The organism is Pseudomonas sp. KH_027 (genome assembly GCF_057838565.1).
Genome location: NZ_CM174470.1, coordinates 2,302,216 through 2,324,407 on the forward strand (window position 1 = coordinate 2,302,216; position 22,192 = coordinate 2,324,407).

Annotated in this window: 21 protein-coding genes; 4 read left to right on the forward strand and 17 right to left on the reverse strand. The window is 58.6% G+C overall.

From position 1 onward, the window contains the following. Positions 1–30: 30 nt before the first annotated feature. The 12 genes from AC3IYG_RS10980 to AC3IYG_RS11035 all read right to left on the reverse strand — a co-directional run bounded on the left by AC3IYG_RS10980 (position 31) and on the right by AC3IYG_RS11035 (position 12,827). The gene (locus AC3IYG_RS10980) at positions 31–1,155 is read right to left on the reverse strand and encodes an acyl-CoA dehydrogenase family protein (protein ID WP_489313730.1); all 1,125 of its coding nucleotides are present in this window, start codon (positions 1,153–1,155) and stop codon (positions 31–33) included. 41 nt (positions 1,156–1,196) lie between these two features. After that, the gene (locus AC3IYG_RS10985) at positions 1,197–1,997 is read right to left on the reverse strand and encodes a crotonase/enoyl-CoA hydratase family protein (RefSeq protein WP_489313731.1); all 801 of its coding nucleotides are present in this window, start codon (positions 1,995–1,997) and stop codon (positions 1,197–1,199) included. Further along, positions 1,994–3,067, reverse strand: coding sequence for an acyl-CoA dehydrogenase family protein (locus AC3IYG_RS10990; protein WP_489313732.1), 1,074 nt, complete (start codon positions 3,065–3,067; stop codon positions 1,994–1,996). Before AC3IYG_RS10990 ends, AC3IYG_RS10985 begins: the two co-directional genes overlap by 4 nt. Continuing rightward, positions 3,067–4,215, reverse strand: coding sequence for an acyl-CoA dehydrogenase family protein (locus AC3IYG_RS10995; protein ID WP_489313733.1), 1,149 nt, complete (start codon positions 4,213–4,215; stop codon positions 3,067–3,069). Before AC3IYG_RS10995 ends, AC3IYG_RS10990 begins: the two co-directional genes overlap by 1 nt. Before the next feature lie 109 nt (positions 4,216–4,324). Beyond that, positions 4,325–5,632, reverse strand: a complete 1,308-nt coding sequence (locus tag AC3IYG_RS11000) for an amidohydrolase family protein (RefSeq protein WP_489313734.1) — start codon at positions 5,630–5,632, stop codon at positions 4,325–4,327. A 191-nt stretch (positions 5,633–5,823) separates the two neighbouring features. Next, the gene (locus tag AC3IYG_RS11005) at positions 5,824–7,101 is read right to left on the reverse strand and encodes a cytochrome P450 (protein WP_489313735.1); all 1,278 of its coding nucleotides are present in this window, start codon (positions 7,099–7,101) and stop codon (positions 5,824–5,826) included. 139 nt (positions 7,102–7,240) lie between these two features. Continuing rightward, positions 7,241–7,744 (reverse strand): carboxymuconolactone decarboxylase family protein, encoded by a 504-nt coding sequence (locus AC3IYG_RS11010; protein WP_489313736.1) that lies wholly within the window; start codon positions 7,742–7,744, stop codon positions 7,241–7,243. A gap of 1 nt (position 7,745) precedes the next feature. Next, complete coding sequence (locus tag AC3IYG_RS11015; protein WP_489313737.1) at positions 7,746–8,921, reverse strand: thiolase family protein; 1,176 nt, start codon at positions 8,919–8,921, stop codon at positions 7,746–7,748. Further along, positions 8,918–9,820, reverse strand: coding sequence for a 3-hydroxyacyl-CoA dehydrogenase (locus AC3IYG_RS11020; RefSeq protein WP_489313738.1), 903 nt, complete (start codon positions 9,818–9,820; stop codon positions 8,918–8,920). The genes AC3IYG_RS11015 and AC3IYG_RS11020 overlap by 4 nt, the downstream gene beginning before the upstream one ends. Positions 9,821–9,833: 13 nt before the next feature. Further along, the gene (locus AC3IYG_RS11025; protein WP_489313739.1) at positions 9,834–10,685 is read right to left on the reverse strand and encodes a fumarylacetoacetate hydrolase family protein; all 852 of its coding nucleotides are present in this window, start codon (positions 10,683–10,685) and stop codon (positions 9,834–9,836) included. Beyond that, positions 10,685–11,749: an amidohydrolase family protein gene (locus tag AC3IYG_RS11030; protein ID WP_489313740.1), complete on the reverse strand. Its 1,065-nt coding sequence runs from the start codon at positions 11,747–11,749 to the stop codon at positions 10,685–10,687. The genes AC3IYG_RS11025 and AC3IYG_RS11030 overlap by 1 nt, the downstream gene beginning before the upstream one ends. Before the next feature lie 346 nt (positions 11,750–12,095). Continuing rightward, positions 12,096–12,827, reverse strand: a complete 732-nt coding sequence (locus tag AC3IYG_RS11035; protein WP_489313741.1) for a TetR/AcrR family transcriptional regulator — start codon at positions 12,825–12,827, stop codon at positions 12,096–12,098. Positions 12,828–13,009: 182 nt separating this feature from the next. On the opposite strand from AC3IYG_RS11035, the gene AC3IYG_RS11040 reads away from it, so the two are divergent. Continuing rightward, a complete protein-coding gene (locus AC3IYG_RS11040; RefSeq protein WP_489313742.1) occupies positions 13,010–14,641 on the forward strand; it encodes an ATP-dependent acyl-CoA ligase in 1,632 nt (543 codons plus the stop codon). 117 nt (positions 14,642–14,758) lie between these two features. On the opposite strand, the gene AC3IYG_RS11045 is transcribed toward AC3IYG_RS11040, so the two are convergent. Further along, a complete protein-coding gene (locus tag AC3IYG_RS11045; protein ID WP_489313743.1) occupies positions 14,759–15,559 on the reverse strand; it encodes an SDR family NAD(P)-dependent oxidoreductase in 801 nt (266 codons plus the stop codon). Between the two features lie 101 nt (positions 15,560–15,660). Between AC3IYG_RS11045 and AC3IYG_RS11050 the strand changes: the two genes are divergently transcribed. Then, complete coding sequence (locus AC3IYG_RS11050) at positions 15,661–16,416, forward strand: DUF2889 domain-containing protein (protein WP_489313744.1); 756 nt, start codon at positions 15,661–15,663, stop codon at positions 16,414–16,416. 144 nt (positions 16,417–16,560) lie between these two features. On the opposite strand, the gene AC3IYG_RS11055 is transcribed toward AC3IYG_RS11050, so the two are convergent. From AC3IYG_RS11055 to AC3IYG_RS11070, 4 genes are all read right to left on the reverse strand, one after another. Next, a complete protein-coding gene (locus AC3IYG_RS11055; RefSeq protein ID WP_489313746.1) occupies positions 16,561–17,136 on the reverse strand; it encodes an aromatic-ring-hydroxylating dioxygenase subunit beta in 576 nt (191 codons plus the stop codon). A gap of 82 nt (positions 17,137–17,218) precedes the next feature. Continuing rightward, a complete protein-coding gene (locus AC3IYG_RS11060; protein WP_489313747.1) occupies positions 17,219–18,619 on the reverse strand; it encodes an aromatic ring-hydroxylating dioxygenase subunit alpha in 1,401 nt (466 codons plus the stop codon). A 124-nt stretch (positions 18,620–18,743) separates the two neighbouring features. After that, on the reverse strand, positions 18,744–19,745 hold the full coding sequence (locus AC3IYG_RS11065) for a fumarylacetoacetate hydrolase family protein (protein ID WP_489313748.1): 1,002 nt from the start codon (positions 19,743–19,745) through the stop codon (positions 18,744–18,746). Next, positions 19,742–20,443 (reverse strand): SDR family NAD(P)-dependent oxidoreductase, encoded by a 702-nt coding sequence (locus AC3IYG_RS11070; protein ID WP_489313749.1) that lies wholly within the window; start codon positions 20,441–20,443, stop codon positions 19,742–19,744. Before AC3IYG_RS11070 ends, AC3IYG_RS11065 begins: the two co-directional genes overlap by 4 nt. Positions 20,444–20,597: 154 nt before the next feature. Here AC3IYG_RS11070 and AC3IYG_RS11075 point away from each other — a divergent pair, with 154 nt between their 5' ends. Next, a complete protein-coding gene (locus tag AC3IYG_RS11075; RefSeq protein ID WP_489313750.1) occupies positions 20,598–20,996 on the forward strand; it encodes a Zn-ribbon domain-containing OB-fold protein in 399 nt (132 codons plus the stop codon). Next, a complete protein-coding gene (locus AC3IYG_RS11080) occupies positions 20,996–22,186 on the forward strand; it encodes a thiolase family protein (protein ID WP_489313751.1) in 1,191 nt (396 codons plus the stop codon). Before AC3IYG_RS11075 ends, AC3IYG_RS11080 begins: the two co-directional genes overlap by 1 nt. Positions 22,187–22,192 lie beyond the last annotated feature (6 nt).

The following is a 22,192-nucleotide window of genomic DNA, read 5'->3' on the forward strand; positions in this document are numbered from 1 at the left end:
TGTCACTACCCTGCTCTGCTCCAGGCTTGCCTACAGGGTTCGGCCGATGATTTCTTTCATGATTTCCGAGGTGCCGCCGTAGATTCGTGCAACCCGCGCATCCACCCAGGCCCGGCTGATCTTGTACTCGCTCATAAACCCGTAGCCACCGTGCAGTTGCAGAAATTCATCCAGCAGCTTGCCCTGCATTTCCGAGCCCAACAGCTTCGCCATAGCTGCAACATCTGGAGCCAGCTCGCCGCGCATGACCTTTGCCAGGCAGTCGTCGACAAACACCCGCAGCATGGTGAACTGCGCTTTGGCTTCGGCGAGCTTGAAGCGGGTGTTTTGGAAATCCAACACCGGCTTGCCAAACACTTTGCGTTCACGGGTGTAGTTGATGGTTTCTTCCAGCAGCGTCTCTATCGACTGCGCGGCACGAATGGCGATGATCAAACGCTCCCAGGCCAGCTGGTGCGTCAGGTATTTGAAGCCCTGCCCCTCTTCGCCCAAGCGGTTGCTAGCAGGCACTCGCACGTCGTCGAAAAACAACTCGGCGGTGTCCTGGCCCTTGAGGCCGATCTTTTCCAGCAAGCGCCCCTTGGAGAAGCCTTGGCGGTCTTCTTCAATGCAGATCAGGGTGAGTTCTTTCGCCGCCAGATCGAGCTTGGTGGCAGTGACCATAAGGCCAGCGTTGCCGCCGTTGGTGATGAAAGTTTTCTGCCCAGAAACGATGTAGTCATCGCCATCCACACGCGCCAAGGTGCGCATGGATCGCAGGTCGCTGCCAATACCGGGTTCGCTCATGGCAATCACGCCAATCAGCTCACCGCTGACCATGCGTGGCAGCCACCGCTGTTTCTGCTCCTCGCTGCCGTAGGCGACGATGTAGGGCGCGACGATTTCCGAGTGGGTGGTGAAGCCGACCGCGGTGGCATTGGCGCGCGCCAGCTCTTCAATCATCACCGCCGAGTGGCCGAAGTCGCCGCCAGGGCCGCCGTATTCCTCCGGTACAGTGGAGCACAGCAGGCCGGTCTCCCCTGCTTTTAGCCAGATTTCCTTGGGAACGATGCCATTTTTTTCCCACTCATGCAGATAAGGCACGATCTCGCGGTCGACAAACCGACGCGCCTGCTCGCGGAACATACTGTGGTCTTCACGGAAAACGCCACGCATCTTCAATACTCCAAAATTTGATCGGGGCTGCCGCTACGCCATTAACGGTCGAGGTAGTCAGGCTTACGTTTTTCGACAAAGGCGGATACCGCTTCGTGATGGTCCTGGGTGTGGTGCGCCAACGACTGATAGGCCGCCGACAACTCCAGCAACGAGTCCAGGCGCATGTGCTGGCCTTCGCGCAGCAGGCGTTTGCACAGGCGCAGCGAATGCCCTGGATTGCTGGCGATGCGCTCGGCCAGCGAATGCGCTTCGGCCATTAACGTCTGGTGCGTACACACCTGCTCCACCAGGCCCCATTCCAAGGCTTTGGTAGCGTTGATGGTGTCGCCGGTGAAGGACATCAGGCTTGCCTTCGGAATGCCGATAATGCGTGGTAGCAACCAGGCGCCGCCGTCACCTGGGACGATGCCCAGACGTACAAAACTCTCAGCAAATACCGCCGTGGTGGATGCCAGGCGGATGTCGCACATACAGGCCAAGTCCAGGCCAGCGCCAATCGCCGGGCCGTTTACCGCGGCGATCACTGGAATATCCAGCTCGTAAATCGCCAAGGGGATGCGCTGAATGCCATCGCGATAGGTATTGCGCAGCTCATAAGGCGAGCCAGCAAAAATACCGCCACGTTCGTGCATATCCTTAACGTTGCCGCCGGCGCAAAACGCGCTGCCATTGCCGGTGAGCACCATCACCCGAGCGGAACGGTCGCGACGCAGCTCGGCGCAAAGGTCGACGAACTCCTGAATTTGCTCGGGTGTAGTCAACGCGTTCCGGGTGTCAGGGTGGTTCATGCGCACAGTGACGATGCCGTCGTCGCGCTCAATCTGAAGAAACGGGCTCATGCCGGATTACTCGCAAGGCAGGTTAAGGGTTGTTGGCCATGGCTGGTGAGCAACGGCCAATAAGCGTCGCTGCCACCCTGGCAAATCTGCTCACCCAGGCGCTGGCTCCACAGGCCGGCCGAACCGAATTCGCTGCGCCACGCCCACAGTCGACGGGTGAGCAAATGCAGCGGATATTCCTCGGTAAAGCCGATGGCACCGTGCACCGAATGGGCGATGCCGGCGCCAACGCTAGCGGCTTCACTGGTACTAATTTTTGCGGCGGCGATAGTCAATGCTGCGAGGCCATTACTGGACTCGGCAAAGGCTGCCTCAGCGGCGATACCTGCCGCAGCAGCCTGCTCTGCGAACACGGCGAGCTGCTGCTGGATGGCCTGGAACGAGCCGATGGCTTTGCCAAACTGGTGACGGTCACGGGCGTAACCGGCAGTCATGTCCAGCAACGCGTGCAGCGCACCGGCGGCTTGTGCCGCGCGTAGCATCGCCCCACCCAGTTCCAGCACATCGGTATCAAGCCCTGCTGGTAGCGGTGCGTGCGCCACTACCAGGGCATCGGTAAAGCTCAGGTCATCGCGAGGCTCGCCAGCTACGTTAAGGCTGAGGGTAAGTTCGCGGGCGGCGCTGCGCTGCAACAGCACCACGCTTGGGGCACCAGTTAACGTGGTAGCTATCGCTACAAACGCGTCCACGTTACGGCCCCATGGTACGGCGTGAGCAATGCCGCTGATGCGATCGCCATCCAGGACCAACACCGTATTGGCAGCCATGCTCAGTGTTCCCGCCCTGCCCTCCAGGCCGGCCTTGCTCAGTAACCAATTGGCCAACAGCGCTTCGCCCAGTGGCGCCGGCACGGAAAAGCGCCCGGCGGCGCGAACCATGCAATACATATCCGCCCAACTGGCTTCGGCGCCACCCAGGGCTTCGCTTACACCGGCAAAGGTAAAGCCAGAGTCATCGATGGCGGCCCAGAGTTCGGCCGGCCATTCGCCGCCTTCACAACCGAGCACATAAGTTGGGGTGGCCAGGTCGGCAAATAGACGTTCAATCGTTGCTTCAAATAGTTCGCGCATTATCGCAACCCCAAACCACGGGCAATGATGCCGCGCAGAATTTCGCGAGTGCCCCCGCGCAGTGAGAATGATGGCGCCATTTGCGTCAGATAGGCCAGCACGCGCGCATGCTCGCTGCCGCCGTCTTGGCGTGGTTCGGCTTCCAGCAACAGCTGGGCAACTTCAGGAATTTCCTGCTCAAACACATTGCCAAAATCCTTCACGCACGACGCAGCCCAGGCCGGGTGTTCGCCAGCGGCAAGCTGTGCGGTTACCGACAAGGACATATTGCGCAGGGTCAGCAGCTTGGCTGACAGCCGCCCAATCTCGCGGGCTTGCAAGGCATTGGGGGTTTTGCCGATGGCGTCGATCAGGGTTTTCAACAAGGCCATGCAACTGAGGAAACGCTCCGGGCCGCTACGTTCAAAGGCCAACTCGGCGGTTACCTGGTCCCAGCCCTTGCCTTCGCTGCCAATCAGCGCGTCGGCGGGCAGGCGCACATTGTCGAAAAACACTTCGTTGAAGTGTTCGCCGCCGGCTAGGTCGCGAATCGGCCGAATGGTGATGCCCGGAAGGCTCAAGTCGACGATGAATTGCGACATGCCCTCGTGGCGCGCGGCTTGTTTTTCGCCAGTCCGTACCAGGGCAATCATGTAGTTCGAGTGGTGCGCATTGGTGGTCCAGACTTTCTGCCCGTTGAGCACCCAGCTGTCACCGTCGAGCACCGCATTGCTTTTGATCGAGGCCAGATCAGAGCCGGAATTGGGCTCGCTCATGCCGATGCAGAAGTAGCTTTCACCTCGGCAAATCGCCGGCAAGTAATGCTGCTTCTGTTCCTCGGTACCAAAGCGATTGATCAAAGGCCCGCTCTGTCGGTCGGCGATCCAGTGCGCGGACACCGGCGCACCGGCGGCCAACAATTCTTCGATAATCACGTAACGGGCAAATGGCCCCGCTGCCGCGCCACCGTAGGCTATGGGCAAGGCCATGCCGACCCAACCTTTGGCGCCAAGCTTCTTGCTGAACGCAGCGTCAAAGCCCATCCAGGATTGCGCACGCAAGGTCGCTGGGTAATCCACCAGGCTGTCCTGGATAAACGCCCGTACTTCCGCGCGAAGCGCTTCAGCCTCGGGAGGAATACTGCTGTAGGTAAATTGACTGATGGCCATATGCGCTCTCTAACGCTGAACACAGGCGCAATCGCCTCGAACGAGGCGACCACAGAACCGCAGCCGCTCCCCGGCCGCCGATGTCCGGCGACTGGGGAGCCGCAGCAACTTACAACGCGGTTTGCGCGTCAGCTTGGGCGAACATCGCGTTGATATCGCCGGAGGTGACTGGCTTGTCGTCATGGCGACCGTGGTCGGCGCCACCCAAGCCCAGCGCGGGTTCAGTACTAACGTGAGTCGCTTGCGCCCGCAGCGCGCCAACGGTGCAGTTTTCCCGGCCGTGAATGGAGAACGGGTCGAAGGAGAACTCACGCATGGCGTTCAAGTGAGTGACCTTGTCAATCATCTCTTTAGGCAGGTGCTGCAACCCTTCCCAGGCTGTTTCTGGCGAGTTCGGCCAGGTGCAGTCGGAGTGTGGGTAATCGCTTTCCCAGGTGACCATTTCGGTGTTCAGGTACTTCAGGTTCTGAAGGCCGAACTTGTCTTCGATGAAGCAGGTGATGAAGTGCTTGTTGAAGATGTCGCTCGGCATCTTTCCGCCGAAGTTGGAGTTGGTCCACGCGTTGTGGTGGCGGTGGGTGAAGTCCGCACGCTCCAGCAGGTAAGGAATCCAGCCGATACCGCCTTCAGACAGCGCCATGCGCAGGTCCGGGAATTTCTTCCACATTGGTGCCCAGATCCAATCCGCCGCCGAGTTAGCAATGGAAATCGGCATGGAGGTAATCCAGGCGTCGATTGGCGACATATCCGAGGCATGGTTGGCTTTTACGCCAGTGCCGATATGGCAGCAGATCACGACCTTGTTATCGCTGCAGGCCTTCCAGAGCGGGTCCCAGTAATCGCTATGGATCGATGGGTAACCGTGAATAGCCGGGTTATCCGACAGCGACAGCGCATGCACGCCCTGCTTGGCCAGACGCTCTACTTCGGCAGCAGCGGCCTTCATGTCCCACCACGGCACGATCATCAGCGGAATAAAGCGGCCCGGCGCAGCGTTGCACCAGTCATGCAAGTGCCAGTCGTTGTAGGCCTGGATCGCCGCCATCGATACTTCGCGGTCAGCGTGGACCTGGAAGCGTTGGCCGGCAAAGCCCGGAAAGGTTGGGAAGCACAATGAGCCAAGTACGCCATTGGCGTTCATGTCGTCGACGCGATCGGCGATGTTCCAGGTGCCACGGCGCATTTGCTCGTAGCCCAAAGGCTCCATGCCGTATTCCTCTTTCGGGCGGCCGACTACCGAGTTCAGACCCATGTAGCCGGTGGCTTGCTCTTCGAACACCCACACATCGCGGTCGCCTTTTTTAACCACATGAGGCTCACGCCCTTTGAAGCGGGCTGGCATGTGGCGAGCAAAGGCGTTTGGCGGCTCGATCGCATGGTCATCGACGCTGACGAGAATCAGATCTTCAACTTTCATTGTTTTCCCCTTCGCATTCGGGCTTGTAGTTGTGCCTGAATCATAGTGCACATCGAGCACTAATTAAACACATATTTTGATTGTGTTCATATTAATTCATGTGAGCAACACTATGCCCGTAGGAGCGGCTTCAGCCGCGATAAGCACAAACCCTTATCACAGCGGGCTCCGAGACTATTTAGCAGGTACCATCAGTCCCACAACACATGCAGATAATGCGGCCCGCGCAGCTGCGCACCGACGATCTGTGGTCCTGGTTTACTCGGATCGAGGCGGATGTTCGGCATCAAGTCGAGGATCGCGTTTAGCGCGCAATTGATCTCGGTTTTGGCGACGAACTGGCCTATGCACATATGTGGGCCAAAGCCGAAGCCAAACGAGGGTTTTGACTTGCGGTCGATGTCGAACTTGTCGGCATTCTCGAAGGCATCTTCGTCACGGTTGGCTGAGGTGACGATGCACTGCACCATCGCCCCTTTGGGAATTTGCACACCGCGAATCTCCAGGTCTTTGGCGGCCTGGCGCACCTTGAAGGTGGCCACCGGCTCGAAGCGCACCGCTTCATCGATGGCCTTGTTCACCAGGCTACGGTCATTGCGCACCCGCTCCAGCACGTCCGGGTTTTGCAGCAACAACGACATCAGGGTGCCGAAGGTACGGGTGGTGGTTTCACTGGCGGCCGGCAATAACGAGCGCACAAAGGTCGCCACTTCATGGTCGTCTAGAGAGCGGCCCTGGTACTCCGCGCGAATCAGGCGACTGATCAAATCGTCGCCCGAGGCTCCTTCCGCGCGTCGTTCGGCCACCACCACCTTAACCACGTCATACAGCGCCTGCGCCGCTTGCATGGCTGCGCCACGGGCAGCAGCGGCTTTCTCCGGGTCTATCTGTGGACCAGCGAGAATCGCCAGCGCCCAGGCCGCGTATTGTTCGATTTGCTCAGGGCGGTCTTCGGGAAAACCGATCAACGAATAGATCACGCGGATAGGGAAATACAGGGCGAAATCCATCAAGTCGGCGCCCTTGCTCGGCACCATAGGCTTGAGGTACTCCTCGCGAATTACCCGGTCGATCTTGGTTTCTTTCCAGCGGTTTACTGTCTCCGGCATAAATACCGGTTGCAGCAGATTGCGGATGTTCTTGTGTGCGTCACCGTCCATCGCCGTGAGAATCAAGCCATCGAAAAATGCGCCCAGGCCTTCGGCAATAAAGCCACTGGTGAAGGTATTGGCGTCACGCATCACCGCCATCACATCGTCGTACTTGAACAGGGTGAAGGTCGGCCGGTTAGCATCCAACCCAGCAATAGACGGTACGCCCAGACGGGTCATGAAGTTGTCTTGCAGCACGGGCGAGTTGGCGCGCATATCGCGGTAGGTCGCGTGCAGGTCTATATCGCTGGTACCACTATAATTGCTAGCTACGTCGGTAAATGCCTTAGCCAGGTCGCTCTGTGCCGTTGTGGACATGATCGTCTCCGCGGTTATTGTCATTATCTTTTGACCTTGCCGAGAGCAAAGCCATAGGCTTCGGCCAATAGTAGGCCTGATTAGCATTTTATTGGACGCTTTTACACAATTTGATTAACTATTTGCGCCGCTAGACTCATCAGTAAGCCTGTTGCACTAGCGTCATGCGCCCGCCAGCCAGCATTAGCGCGCAATACAGGCCAAGTTCTGCCATCTGGGCGGTGGAGAAAAAATCGCTGAGCTGGGTGAAATGCTCGTCGTCGATGGCCAGGTAATCGCTGGCGAACAACTCGGCATAACGCAGGGCAGCCTGTTCGGCAAGGGTGAAGTGCTCGCTGTCGGTGGCCATGCAGGCAATGTCTTGTTCGGTGACGGAGTCGGACTTGCGCGCCAGTTGGCAGGCCTGGCAGGTGGTGATGCTGGCAATCTTCAGCCGCACTAACTCCCGCAGACGTTCATCCAGGAGGCTGTCGCTGTGCAAACTTTCCATCAGCGCCAGCCAGGCCAGCGCCACCTGGGGCCGGTGAGCCCAAACCTGCACCGGCGTTGTGGAACTGAGCATGCGGCTGCGCTGACCACGCTCGACCGCGTCCTGCAACGCGGCCGGCATGGCGCCCAACGGCACCAACGGGAGGCGCGGCACCTTAATCGAGCCGCTCGATAATGGTCGCCGTGCCCATGCCGCCTGCGCAGCAGATGGCTTGCAGACCGAAACGACCACCTCGGCGCTCCAGCTCGTTAAGCAAAGTGGTCATCAACCGCGCGCCGCTGGCACCCAACGGGTGGCCGAGGGCAATCGCACCGCCATTGACGTTCAGCTTGCTGTGTGGCGCACCTGTCTCCAGCATCCAGGCCAGTGGCACCGAGGCGAAGGCTTCGTTGACTTCAAACAGGTCTATGTCGCTGATGCGCAGCCCCGCCTTGCCCAGCACCTTATGGGTGGCGGCAATTGGTCCGGTGAGCATCAGCGTAGGGTCGGAGCCAACCGTGGTGAAGGCCCGAATACGCGCCCGCGCCTTGAGGCCGAGTTTTTTCGCCGTCTCGGCGCTCATCATCAGCAACGCCGCAGCGCCATCGGAGATCTGCGACGAGTTGCCCGCTGTGATGCGCCCGGTTTCCGGACGAAAACTGGTTTTCAGCGTCGAAAGTTTTTCCCGCGAGGTATCGCGGCGAATGGTTTCGTCGCTGCGCAAGATCGCGCCCGGCTCGGTCAGCGCTTTTTCGCGCAACTCCTCGACCGGTACCGGGACTATTTCATTATCGAAGTAGCCAGCATCGGAGGCGGCTGCCGCACGTTGGTGGCTGGCAAAGGCGAAGTCATCCAGAGCATCGCGGCTGAGCGCCCATTTGTCGGCAATACGCTCGGCGGCCTCGCCTTGGCTGGTCAGTTCATAACGGTCTGCGGCCATCCAGCCGAACGCTTCGCCATGAATCTCACGGTTGCTGCCCATAGGCACGCGGCTCATGTTTTCAGCACCGCCGGCCACCACGATGTCCGCGGCACCTGTAGCAATGGCGCCGGCGGCAAGGTGCACCGCGACCTCCCCCGAACCGCACTTGCGGTCGATGGTCAGCCCCGGAATGGTTACCGGCCAGCCAGCACCCAGCAATGCAGTGCGGGCGATGTTGGCCGACTGTTCGCCGATTTGCGTCACGCAACCGAAGATCACGTCGTCGATCAATAGGGGTGACACATCCACACGCTCCAGCAAGCGGCTGATCACCAATGCACCGAGGTGGTCAGCGCGCACGCCGGCAAGGCTTCCGCGGAACTTGCCGATTGGCGTGCGGACCGCATCAACGATGACAATGTCTTTCATAGTGCACTTGCCTTGAGCCCTGAGCCAGGTACTTGTTTACCCTCTTCGTAGCGATAAACTCCCTGCCCCGTCTTACGCCCAAGACGCCCGGCGGCAACCATTTTGATGATCAGCGGGCAGGGGCGAAATTTCTCGCCAAGAGTCTGGTGCAGGTAACGCAGTACCGACAGTCGCGTATCCCAGCCGGTCAGGTCGCCCAGCTCCAGCGGCCCCATTGGGTGGTTGAAACCCAAGCGCAACGCTGTGTCGATGTCTTCGGCGGTAGCGGTGCCTTCTTGCAGCATCCACATCGCTTCGTTGCCGAGCAGCGCAGACATGCGGCTGGTGGTCAGGCCAGGCGATTCATTGACGACGATCGAGGTCTTGCCGATCTGCTCGCACAGGGTGCGGGTGCGTGCGACCACTTCATCGCTGGTGGCCAAACCACGTACCAGCTCCACCAGTTTCATTTTGTGCACGGGGTTGAAGAAGTGCATGCCGACCACGCGGTCTGCACAGTCCACCGATGCGGCAATTTCGGTCACGCTTAACGCGGACGTGTTGGTGGCGATAATCGCGTCGGCCGCCAGCAGCGGTGCCGCTTGGCCAATCACCGCTTTCTTCACTGCCAATTGCTCGGAGACGGTTTCCACCAACAGATTGGCGCCGCTGGCTGCCTCACTGAGGTCGCCACAGGTCACCAGGTTGGCCAACGACTCCTGCGCGTGGGCTTCGCTGATTTTGCCTAGGCGCACGCCGTCGGCAAGGATCTTCTCGATGCTGGCCTTGGCTTGGGTCAACGAAGCGGCGTTGGTGTCCACCAGCAGCGTACTGAAGCCGGAGCTGGCGAACGCATGTGCAATACCGGTACCCATCAAGCCGGCACCGACGACCACTACTTTTTGTTTATTGGCGTTCATGTTTGGCTCTCGATTAGGCGCGGTTCTTTTTGCTCACCACGTTGCGCAACGTGCCAATGCCTTCGACACAGGCCTCGACCACGTCGCCCTCTTTAAGGAACAGGCCAGTGCCCATTCCGACACCGGCTGGGGAGCCCGTGAAAAGCACGTCGCCACAGGCAAAGCTGGAACGCTGTTGTACGAAGCTGATCAACTGACCAACGTCCCAGGTCATCTCGGCGGTAGAACCATCCTGACGTGTCTCACCGTTTACCTTCAGGGTCAGGCGCAGCTTTGGGGAGCCTTCTGGAAACTCATCTTTAGTGACAATCCAGGGGCCGAGCCCGGTGGTCTGGTCCTGGCTTTTCGCTGCAAACAAGTCCATGCCAATACCAGCCGGCCCGCTGCGTTGCAGATCGCGGGCACTGACGTCGTTGCCGACGGTGTAACCAAGTACGCAGGCCAGCGGGTTTTCCACGTCGATCTCGCCAGTGCCGATGACCGCCACCAGCTCCACTTCGTGATCGAGTTCCTCGGTTAATGGTGGAAAACGGATCGGATCATGGGCGCCAATCAACGCGCCATAGGCCTTGAGAAATGCCACCGGCTGCGCCGGCGCACTCAAGCCAAACTCCACCAGGTGCTTGGCGTAATTGGCACCGGCGACCACTACCCGGTTAACCGGCTCGATGGGCGGCAGCAGGTGCACTTTTGACAGTGGCAGCGACTGCCCGGCGATACGCACCGAGCTGATCCCTCGACCTGCCGCAACTGCTGGCGCCCAGTCTTTGAACTCACCAGAAATGGGTGTCACTTGATCCTGAGCGACATCAACCACAGCCCAAAAAGCACCAGTAGCACAATACTCACAACGCGCAAGCTTCATCAGGCACCTACCTTGCCCAACTTGGCTGGGTCCAGGTGCAGTAGGCGGCATGCGTTTTCATAACGAATCTTGCGCATGTCGGCATCGGACAACTTCAAACCGTGGGTCAGATCGTGGCGTACCGCGTCACTGCCACCGAAGTTGCTGCCGTACAACACATGGTCCGCACCGATAATGTCGACCAGCGCTTGGCGCATCGGTACTTCATGCAGCTCGACATCGAAGTAGAAGTTCTTCATGTAATCGAGCAGCGGCTTTTTGTTGTATTTAACGTCCAGGTTTTCGTTGGTCTTGGCTAGGCGACCGAGCTGGTATGGCACATAGCCGCCGCCGTGGGTGATGTACACCTTCAGGTCGGGGAAACGGTCGAGCACGCCACCGCAGATCAGGTTCCAGAAGCAGCGGCTTTCGTCGTACTGCATGCCGACGATGGCGGTGGTTTCGTAGCGGTCGTCGTTAGCGTTTTTGCCCCAGGTAACCGACTGGTTGTAGCCGTGAATGAACATCGGCAGGTCCAGGTCGCAGAGGGTTTTCCACACCACGTCGAGTTCCGGCGAGTCAAATTCCAGGCCACCGAAATTGGCGCCACCAGCCACCAGGCCTTTGGCACCCAGCTCGGTGCAGGCGTGGCGCAATTCAGCGGCAGCTGCTTCTGGCGCGTTCAGCGGCGCATGAGCCCAGAACATGAGGCGATCAGGGGCGGCGGAGCAATATGCAGCCAGGGTTTCGTTAACGGTGCGGGCAAACGGTACGGCGAACTCAGCTTCAGTCCAGTACATGTAGCAATGCGATGGAACGGAAACCACCTGCAGGTTCTGCCCTGCTGCGTCCATGCCGGCCAGGCGCACTTTCGGATCAGCCCAACGGGCGAAGTATTCCTCAAGCTTGGGGCCATTACCGGACCGTACGGCAGCCTTACGCTCTGGCGACCCGAGGCCAAGAATCCAATCACCTACACGCAGCTTGATATCGCCGTCGGCGTGTTGCTCGAAGAACGGCCCCCAGTGTGGGTGCTGGTTGTAGTAGCCCGGGTGGGGAGCGTGAGCGTGGAGATCGATAAGCATGTCTAGGTACCTCGAAGTTGGCACTTTTTTGTTGGTTGTTAGCGCGGTGCCTTTGCGTGGTCAGGGTCAAGCTGCCACGAAAAGGGAAAGCCGTAGGGCTCGCTGCTAAGGCCAGAGCTTAAATTTAATCTGAGCAGAAATCAAAAAACTGTTCATATTATTTTTATTCGGCGCGGAAAAGCCCGCGCCAGAGCCATCGAGCTGTGTCGACAACTGTGCTCTGCGTGCAGAAAACAGAACCAGGCAGGAAAAAAGTCAAACGGCGGGCGGGCCAAAACCCAATACCCAGAAACGCGAAGCCCCGAATTTCGGGGGCTTTGCGTACAGCGAAGGGGAAGTTCGGGGGTTAACGGCGAGTGCGCGAGGTGGAACCCATAATCAACGCGCCCAGCAGTTTTTTCACCCGCACAGGGAACAAGCGACGCCCGGCCGCTTCGGGCACCAGGATTTCACTCAACACGTAGCGAATGATCATTTCGCAGATCAGCTCGCGGTCCAGGCGCACGCCGAGGCCTTCGTCCCAATCGTCGAAAACAATGCCCAGGCCATCCTGAAAACGTACGATCGAATCATGGAAAATCCGCCGAAAGAAACCCAGAGCGTAATCCGGAGCGACCACCAACAAACGCCGCGCGCGGCTTTGTTCCAGGTAGTTGTCGAGGTAGGCAAACAGGGCGTTGAGGCGTGCTTCCGGGTCACTGATATGGCTCAACCCCTGCGACAACGAACTGTGGAAACTCTCGCGCTTATGCCGCGAAAAAGTATCCAACAGGTCTTCTTGTGAGGAGAAGTAACGGTAAAACGTACCGCGTGAAACACTGGCCACCTTGCACACATCAAGGATGGAAATGCGATCCGCACCAGACATCAGCACCACTTCTTCAGTGGCCTTCAGAATATTGGCGATGGTCTCTTCCGAACGTCGGTTCGGTTTGACCTTGGTGCCCGCCGCTGCATTGATGCCGGTGTATCGCGCCACCGGCTTAACCGCGCGCAGAGAAGCATCTGACACAGCGGTTTTTTTTGTTTTGGGGGCTGACGTAGGCGTTTCTGCTTTCTGGGATGCGCGTTTTGGCATGGACTGGCGGGCTCGTTGAGTGTAAAGATAAGCAACATTAGCACAGGAGCTGTGCATAAATAACACTATGTGTTCAACTTATTGCTAAAGACATTTCCAGAGTTTGTATTTAGAATCCGGTTCTCTCATCAAAATAAAATCAGGCAGATCAGTCACTGAAGCTGCCTAAACGGAGAAAACTCATGGGCAGTACTGGAAATCCAGAGACTTGGGCAGTGGGAGAACGAGACACTGTCATAGAAGCACTAGATCGGGCGGTGGCGCGGCATCCAGACAAGATACTGCTGGATTTCAGCGGTGAGTTATACACATATGCTCAGGTTGACTCACTATCTACCAAGATGGCCAACGCACTTGCTACCTTGGGCGTTAAGGCCGGTGAAACCGTGCTGACGATGCTGGATAACAACATCGATGCTGTCACCACCTGGCTGGCCATCAACAAGCTCTGTGCGGTGAGTGTACCGATCAATACCGCACTCAAGGGCGAATTTCTTCGCCACCAAATCGCCGATACCGGCACCTCGGTGGTGATTTGCGAGGCGGCCTATCTGCAGCGCATCACGCCCTTAGCTGAACAGCTACATGACGTGCACCACATTCTTCACCGCGGCACACTCGAAACCGTACCGGACTGCCAGATTCGCATCGCGCCACTGGATGAGTTTCGTGGCCATGACGCGACACCACTGGCCACGAAGCCGCAGCCTTCCGACCTTGCCTGCCTTATCTACACCTCAGGCACCACCGGCCCGTCCAAGGGGTGCATGATCAGCTACAACTTCATGTGTAACCTGGCGCGCCTGCAACTGCGTGCAGGTCCGGCGAGCGCCGACGATGTCACCATCACGCCGCTGCCGTTGTTCCATATGAATGCGCTCTGTGTGTCGATCATCGCCAGCATTCTGGTAGGCGCACGCGCCGCCATTTTGCCGCGCTTTTCGGTGTCCAACTTCTGGCAGGAAGTGGAGCGCTCGGGTGCCACCATTGCCTCCATTCTTGGCGGTATGGGCGGCCTTCTCGCCCAAGCGCCAGACAACGACGCGATGCTGCGCTGCGTCGGCCAGATTCATACCGCCCGCGGAAACCCGTACACCGAGGAAACCAAGAAAATATGGCGCGAACGGTTCGGCACCAAGTTGGTGGGTGGTAACGGCTATGGCTTAACCGAGGCCTGTGTGATTACCTCTCTGGCTGCCGGTGAATACGCTGCGCCAGGCTCGTCTGGCAAACGCATTCCGGACTTTGACGTACGCATCGTCGACGACCTCGATCAGGAAGTACCCCCCAACTGCCCGGGTGAAATCGTGGTGCGCCCGCTACGCCCAGACATCATGTTCCAGGGCTACTGGCGTCGCCCGGAGGACACGCAAAAGCTGATGCGCAACATGTGGTTCCACAGCGGCGACATCGGCAAGTTCGACGACGACGGCTTTTTCTACTTCGTCGACCGCAAAAAGGATTACCTGCGTCGTCGTGGCGAAAACATCTCCAGCTTTGAGATGGAAGCGGCCTTTGCGGTGCACCCGGCACTGGCCGAGGTAGCGGTACATGCCGTGCCGTCGGATAAGGGCGAGGATGATGTGAAGGTGACAGCGGTACTGCATGAGGGCGCAACGCTGGAGCCGGAAGCGTTGTTCCATTGGGCCGCCGATTCAGTGCCCTACTACGCTCTGCCGCGCTATATCGAGTTTCGCAGTAGCTTGCCGAAGAATCCCCAGGGTAGGGTGTTGAAGTATCAGCTGCGTGATGAAGGCAAAACGGCTGGTACGTGGGATCTCGAAGCAACTTCGATCGTTGTCTCTAAGAAATGATCGTATCGATTGCCTGGGCCTTAACCCAGGCAATCGAAGGCTAAGGATTAAAATTCAGCAAGTAATCGACAATAAAAAAGCGCGGCTCTGGCCGCGCTTTTTTGTGTCTGGCGAAAATCAGTATTCGCGTACGGCAACGCCTTTAGGGCGGGAGTTGTACCCAGGGAGGTGCAGGCCGCCATCGACGTGGATGGTTTCGCCGGTGATAAAGCGCGACATTTCAGAGGCGAGGAATACTACTACGGGGCCAATGTCGGCTTCAGGTTCACCACAGCGGCCCAGCGGGCGCATCGAGGCGGACATGTCGGCAAAGCCGGGGTTTTCTGCGGCGAGTTTGTGGAAGGTGGCGCCCATCGCAGTAGGTGCGATGGCGTTGGTGCGGATGTTGAACCGACCCCATTCAGAGGCGGCGCTGCGGGTAAGGCCGACAATTGCTGATTTAGCCGTGTTGTAGTCGCCGTGCAACCAGGCGCCGATTTCGATATCGATGGAATAGAAGTTGATGATCTTGCCGCCGCCGCGGGCTTTCATATGCGGCAATGCGGCCTTCATCGCCCACCAGGCAGCCCACACTGTGGAGTTGAGGGTTTGCTCCAGCATCGCGTCGGTTTTTTCTTCCAAGAGTACGTTGGGCGTGGGTGCGAACGCGTTGTTGACCAGGATATCCAGGCCGCCAAACTCATCCACCGCCAGTTGTACGGCCGCTTCGATATCCGCTTTGCTGCACACGTCGGTCTTGATGAATACCGCTTTGCCACCCAGCGCTTTCAGTTCAGCGACTACTGCCTCACCACTGGCAGCATCCAGTTCGGCAACCACGACTGCGGCGCCTTCTTTGGCGAAGTTCAACGCAATGCCGCGACCGATTCCGCCGCCTGCGCCAGTGATCAGCGCGACTTGTTCGTTTAGCAGTGCCATAGCCACTCCTTTTCTTATTTTTTAGTGAACATTATTGGTTATAGTGTTCAAATATAACTGATTTCGTCAGCCTGAACAGCAGTAGAACAAGGATATTGAGGATGACTGTATTTCGCCGCCGAGTGGACATTGTTGCCAGCTACGCCGAGCACAGCGGCGAGGTACGCGCCGCATTGGAAGACGACTTCCATCACTTCCGGGTATGGGCTCGCCATCGTGCCGGCATAGTCAGCGAAATCGGCGGTGAAGCGCTGCGCTTCCCCTACTCCATGTGCCCGCAAGCCTGCGGTCAATTACAGCAGCTGGTGGGCATGCCGTTGGATCGGGTTGCCCATTCGGTCACCCGACAGACCGATGCCAGTCATCAATGCACCCACCTTCTGGACCTTGCCGGCCTGGCGATTGCTGCAGCTGCTCGTGGTACTGAGCGGCGTCGTTATGATATCCAGGTCGGCCAGCGTGTTAATCAGCGTACCCGCGCGACTTTGGTACGCGACGGCAATGAAGACCTCACCTGGGAAATAAACGGTACTTGGATCGAAGGCCCCTCCCCCTATGCCGGCGTAAACCTGCGCGAAGGCATGGCGCGCTGGGCGCTCAATAACCTTTCTGAAGAAGTCGCAGAAGCAGCGCTATTGCTACGGCGCTGCACCCTCATCTCAATGGGTCGTGCCTACAACCTTGATGAGCAGATCCACGCTATGAACACCGGCCACTGCTACACCCAACAACCCGAGCGGGCCGAACAAGCCCTGCGGATGAAAGGCTCAACCTGGGATTTCAGCAATGAACAGCCCAAGTTGTGCGCCCTGGATCAGGCGTGGCTGCGCGAGCACGGCGAGTGTCAATTGGCGTAGTAGCCGAAGCCCCCCACACCTAGGCCCCCGCGTTCGCGAGGGCGACGAGGTTTGTAGGTTGGGCAAAGCCGGTGGCTCAACCCAACCTACGCCAGGCAAAGCTTTCACCCCTGCCTGTTCCATGCCCGGAGCGTGATACCGCTATTACAAGAACACCGCCAAGTTAGGGGTTCCTAGTACCGCCTGATCGAGGATGACTTCACGCCGCGACAGCTTGAAGCCCGCCTCACCCAAGCGCAGCACATCGCGCCGCTCGCCACTGATGATGTCGACGTGGTGGTCCTTGAACCGGCTGCGGGTCAGCAGCAGGTAGCTGGTCACCACAAACTCATTCGGCTTGTTGGTTTCTTCGACGAACACGTTGGTTACCAAGCGACGGGTACGTGAGGGTGGGTCTTCCGCCCAGGCGCTTTTGCCAGACAGCCGCAAAATGCGGCCCATGATCGAGCGGTAGTCATCGTGGTAGTGCTGAACGCTACGCACGATTGTGGTTCTCAACTCTGCTGCCAGGCGGGTTTGGCGCAACGGCACGGTGTACACCAGGTCGGTGTCCAGGCGCTCGGCCCATTCCTGCAGGCGAATCTGGTCGAGCAGCGTGGCTTCCTCATACAGAAAGGTCACCACATCGTTGTATATCGGTGAGCCCACCGGCACTCGCTTGGTGCCGACTGGGGAACCCGGCTGGATATCCTCCACGCCGCGTTGTTGAACCTGAGCCATGAATAACTCCCTAACTTGTATTGTTGTACTTTTTAGGACTGCGGCCCGCGAGGACCGCTATCGAACCAGGGCTAACGAACGATTATTCTTCGTCCGTGGCGGTCATCAGTTCGTGCCAGTACAGCCACCAGTGCCATTGGGTGTCGTCTTTGGTGAAACCTTCGTTGACGATGCCAGGGCCAGGCCAGCCTTCTGGTGCACCAGTTTCAAAGCAGGCTTGGTATTTCAGCGTGCTTTTGCGGCCCATCGCGCCTTTGGCGGCCAGGGTCATGTGCGGCCAGGTGTCGGAGTCATCCTGTTCAACCATGCCGGAGGTGCCGAACAACTGAATGGTCTGCTTGAGCATTTTGTCGCGCAGCTCCGGCGAGGCATCTTTCTCGGCGAATACCCAGTTAACAAACTCAAGCTTGTCCGGTCCTTGCGGCACGTATGCGTGCAGGGTCATGGAGCCAACCACACTGCCATCGGGCTGCGGAATGTAAACAAAGCCGAAGAGAATGTTGGGGAACATCCCGCCTACTTGCGGCGGCATGCTGGTAAGCACTTTGAGTTGGTCTTCGCTGAGGTTGCGCGCCAGTTGCTCGACCATGTCGGCGGTCATCCCGGCCGGTGGCAATGCTTCGAGCTTTTGCTGCACGGTAAGCTCAGCCGGGTCGAGGCCAGTCAGGCGTTTGATCTTGCGCGCCAGGTCGATGCAGCGCAGGGCGTGGCCATGGGGCGAGCTGATTTCTACGCCAATCATTTCCGGGCTGAGGTCGGCAGTTTCGCCCTCGCCTTTTTTCGCGTAGTTACCCACTTCACCCAACCAGCGGTGCAGCGTCAGGGTGTGGAAACCATCGGCCGCCGATTGTTCGCCAGCGGTCTTCCAGTTGGCGTTAACGATAAAACGCTGTGGTGGGCCGAGTACTTCCATGCCTTTGTCGGAGCGGCAAAAGAGCATGTCGTAATACCACTTGGCGTCGCCGAGGAACTCGTCAAACGACGGTCCATCAACGTTCCAGGTGGCGAATACCAGGCCGCCATAGAGGGTTACACGGGCTTTCTTCAGACCCAGCTCCTCTTTGGCCATCATCTTGCCGTGCATGCACTCGCGCTCAACCGGCGAGCCTACAAAGTCACCGTTCGGGCGGAAGGCCCAACCGTGATAGATACACTTGTGAATTTGCGTGTTGCCGCAGTCAGCGGTGCTGATGCGCATGCCGCGGTGTGGGCACACGTTGAGGGATACGAAAACCTCGCCTTGTTTGCCACGGGCAACAATGACCGAATCAGAGCCCAAATCGCGGACCATGAAATCCCCAGAGTTGGGGATTTCCGACTCGTGACCCAGGAGTACCCAGATCTTGCCGAAGATTTTTTCCATCTCCAGGTCGTAAATTTCGCGGTCAGACAACACGCGCATCTGTACTTCGCGGCTAGATGGATAGATGAGGTCCGAAACCTTGGTTCCATCAGACAATACGGGGCTTGTTCTTGTTAGCATAATTGCCTCCTACTCAGGGCGTCACGGCGGTAAGCCGCAACAAAATATAAGACACTTTATCTATTTCTGTACATAGAACTCACCTGCTATTTGTAAGTGAATTCATTCTATCGGTGCCCGGCGTTCAGTTCTTGGCGGGCGCCTTGTTACCGGCTTGGGTACGCAGCACGCCAATGCCTTCAATCTCCAGTTCGACCACATCACCGGGTTTCAAATAGCGCAGTTGCTCCAGGCCGCAGCCGTTGCCGACCGTGCCGGAGCCAAGAAACTCGCCGGGGTACAGGGTTTCCGAGCGCGACACATGCTCGATCACATCTTCGAAGGTCCAGCGCATGTCGCGGGTATTGCCACGCCCCCACTCCTCGCCGTTTACCCGCGCGATCATGTTCAGGTCATAGGGGTCGCCTAACTCGTCGGCGGTCACCAGGCAGGGGCCCATGATGTTGGCGGTATCGAAGTCTTTGCTCTTGGCTGGGCCAAGCATGCCGGGCATTTCCAAGGCCTGGGCGTCGCGGGCGCTCATGTCGTTGAAGATGGTGTAGCCAACGATGTGCTCACGGGCCGCTCCACGGCTGATGTCCTTGCCACGCTTGCCGATGTAGCAACCGAATTCCAACTCGAAGTCCATCGCTCGGCTAAAGCTTGGCCACAGGAACTCATCGTCGTTGCCAATCACGGCAAAGCGGTTGCCCTTGTAGTAGATCGGTTGCTTGTTGAAGGTTTCGATCACCCGGTCGTCGGCCCGAGTATTCATCGCTTTCAACGTGGCTTCCGGGTCTTCGGTGCGCAGGGCTCTGGCGCGGCGAGCGGCCGCAAAGCTTTGCCGCAGGTGCAGTTCAAAGCAGGAGCAGTCGCGCATTTGTGGTGGCGGTTGGATGGGCGCACGCAATTTCACCTCGCTGCGCTCAACAATTGTCTCAGCGGGGGCTTTGGCGACCAGCCAGCGAACCAGTTCTAACGCCGGTTCACCCGCCTCCACCAAGGCCAGAATGCTGACCAGCGCCGCGCTATCGTGCCCTTTCAGCAGATGATGCGTCCGTTGCAGGTCCAGCACTAATTGGTCTTGGTTAAGCAGTACACCGGCACGGTCTATGCCGATAGCGTCTGTGAAGGTCACCAGTCTCATACTCGGCCACTCACTGGCAACAAGGCGCCGGTAACGGCAGCGGCTTCGTCAGAGAGCAAGAACGCCACCACGGCCGCCAAAGCATCCGGAGTTACCCAGCGGCTGCTGTCGGCATCCGGCATATCGGCGCGGTTAGCGGGGGTATCGATAATGCTTGGCAACACGGCGTTAACGGTGACGTTGCGGTCTTTCAGTTCTTCCGCCAACGCTTCGGTTAGCCGTGCCACGCCTGCCTTGGAGGCTGCATAGGCGCCCATGCCCATGGCGGCTTTTACCGAGGCCAGGGCGCCGATATTGACAATGCGTCCGGCCTTTGACACCAACAGATGGGCTAGCGCCGCTTGGGAGCTGACCACCGCCGTGCGCACGTTCATTTGATAGAGACGATCCCAGGTATCCAGGCTGCCGCCTTCGACTGTCTCCCAGGCGAAGCCTCCGGCGACATTGACCAGGCCATCGATCCCACCCAGTTCGCTGTTAATACGCTGAAACGCAGCGCTGGCAGACTCGGCAGAAGTCAGGTCGATGCCACCCAGGCACAGCAAGTTTTTGCTATCGAGCAGTATTGCGGGCGCCTCGCTGCGATCAAGCAACGCCACCCGCGCACCCCGCGCCAGCAGAAGCTTGCCAAGTGTGCTGCCCAGGGCACCAAAACCACCGGTGACGACTACCCTCTTGTCCAGTAATGACTGGGACATAGCGAAATCCTCTTGTTGTTGTTTTACGGCATGTTGTTTTGCGGTGCGAACGGTCGATCCGCGCTTTTGTAGGTGCAAATATATGACACTTTTCGAATATATGTACAAATGATACTGTGTGACTTCAAGTCAAACAATTGCCTGCGGACCGCTGATGCCTAGAAAACTACCTGCACTCAACGCCGACAACCGCGCCTTCTGGCAAGGCGGCGAACAGGGCGAATTACGCATTCACCACTGCACCTCGTGTAGCCGGTTTTTTCACCCGCCTACCCCGCTCTGCCCGCACTGCGCCAGCTTCGAGGTGGCACCCCAGGTGGTGTCCGGCAAAGGCAAAGTGCTCAGTTACACCATCAACTACCAGGCGTGGACGCCCGACCTGGACGTTCCCTATGTGGTGGCGATTATTGAGTTGGCTGAGCAAGCCGGCTTGCAGTTCGTCAGCAACGTGGTGGGCATACCGGTCATCGATGTGCATATCGACATGCCGGTACGGGTCAGCTTCCTCAATGTTGAGGATGTCTGGTTGCCTCTGTTCGAGAAGGATCAGTGATGTTCAACCATCGTTATGAAAAAGACGTGGCCATTACCGGTATTGGCCAGTCGGAAGTCGGTCGGCCGTCGAACAAGTCGGCCATGCGCCTGACCCTCGACGCCTGCCTGGAAGCCATAAGCGATGCCGGCCTGCAACGCAGCGATATCGACGGTGTGGCCTGCTGGCCCGGCGATAACAACAATGGCGACCCGTTTTCGCCAGTAGGCCCCAGCGCACTGAAAAGCGCCCTGGGCCTCAACGTTAATTGGTTCGGCGGAGGTTATGAAGGGCCCGGCCCGCTTACCGGCGTGATCAATGGCGCCATGGCGATTGCCGCTGGGTTGTGCAAACACGTGCTGGTGTTTCGCACCATCACCGAGGCCTCGGCCCGTGCGGTAAACAAACAAGCTGGCGCGCTGACCAACAAGACCCAGGGCCGCGACAGCAGCTACGCCTGGCAATGGTTCACGCCGTTCAATGTGCAGTCGGGCATCAACCTGATGGCGCTGTATGCCCAGCGCCATTTCCATGAGTACGGCACCCGGCCCGAGCAGCTGGCGCAAATCGCCCTCACCTGCCGGCAGAACGCCATGCGCAACCCCAAGGCGGTGTACCGCACCCCCATGAGCATGGACGACTACATGGCCTCGCGGATGATTTCCTCGCCGCTGCGCATGTTCGACTGCGATGTGCATTGCGATGGGTCCACGGCGATCATCCTGTCGCGCCGTGATATTGCCCAGGACTTGCCGAACAAGCCAATCCGCATCGAAGCCATGGGCGCCGCGTTGAACCAGCCCTGGTCATGGGACCAGATTTCCCTGACCAAGATGGCCGCCTTCGATGTCAGCCAAATGATGTGGGCGCGCACCGACTACACCCCGCAGGATGTCGACTCGGCGCAGTTGTATGACGGATTTTCGATTCTAACTCTGATCTGGCTGGAAGCCTTGGGCCTGTGCCCCACCGGCGAAAGTGGAGCCTTTGTCGAGGGCGGCAAACGCATTGCCCTGGACGGCCAGCTACCAATCAACACCAACGGTGGGCAGCTCTCAGGCGGACGTACCCACGGCCTGGGTTACGTGCACGAAGCCTGCCTGCAACTGTGGGGGCGTGCCGAGGGCCGGCAAACCAGCGAACATCGTGTCAGTACGGTGGCCGCGGGTGGTGGTCCACTCGGCGGCAGCTTGCTGCTGGTCCGCGAGTAACTGCGC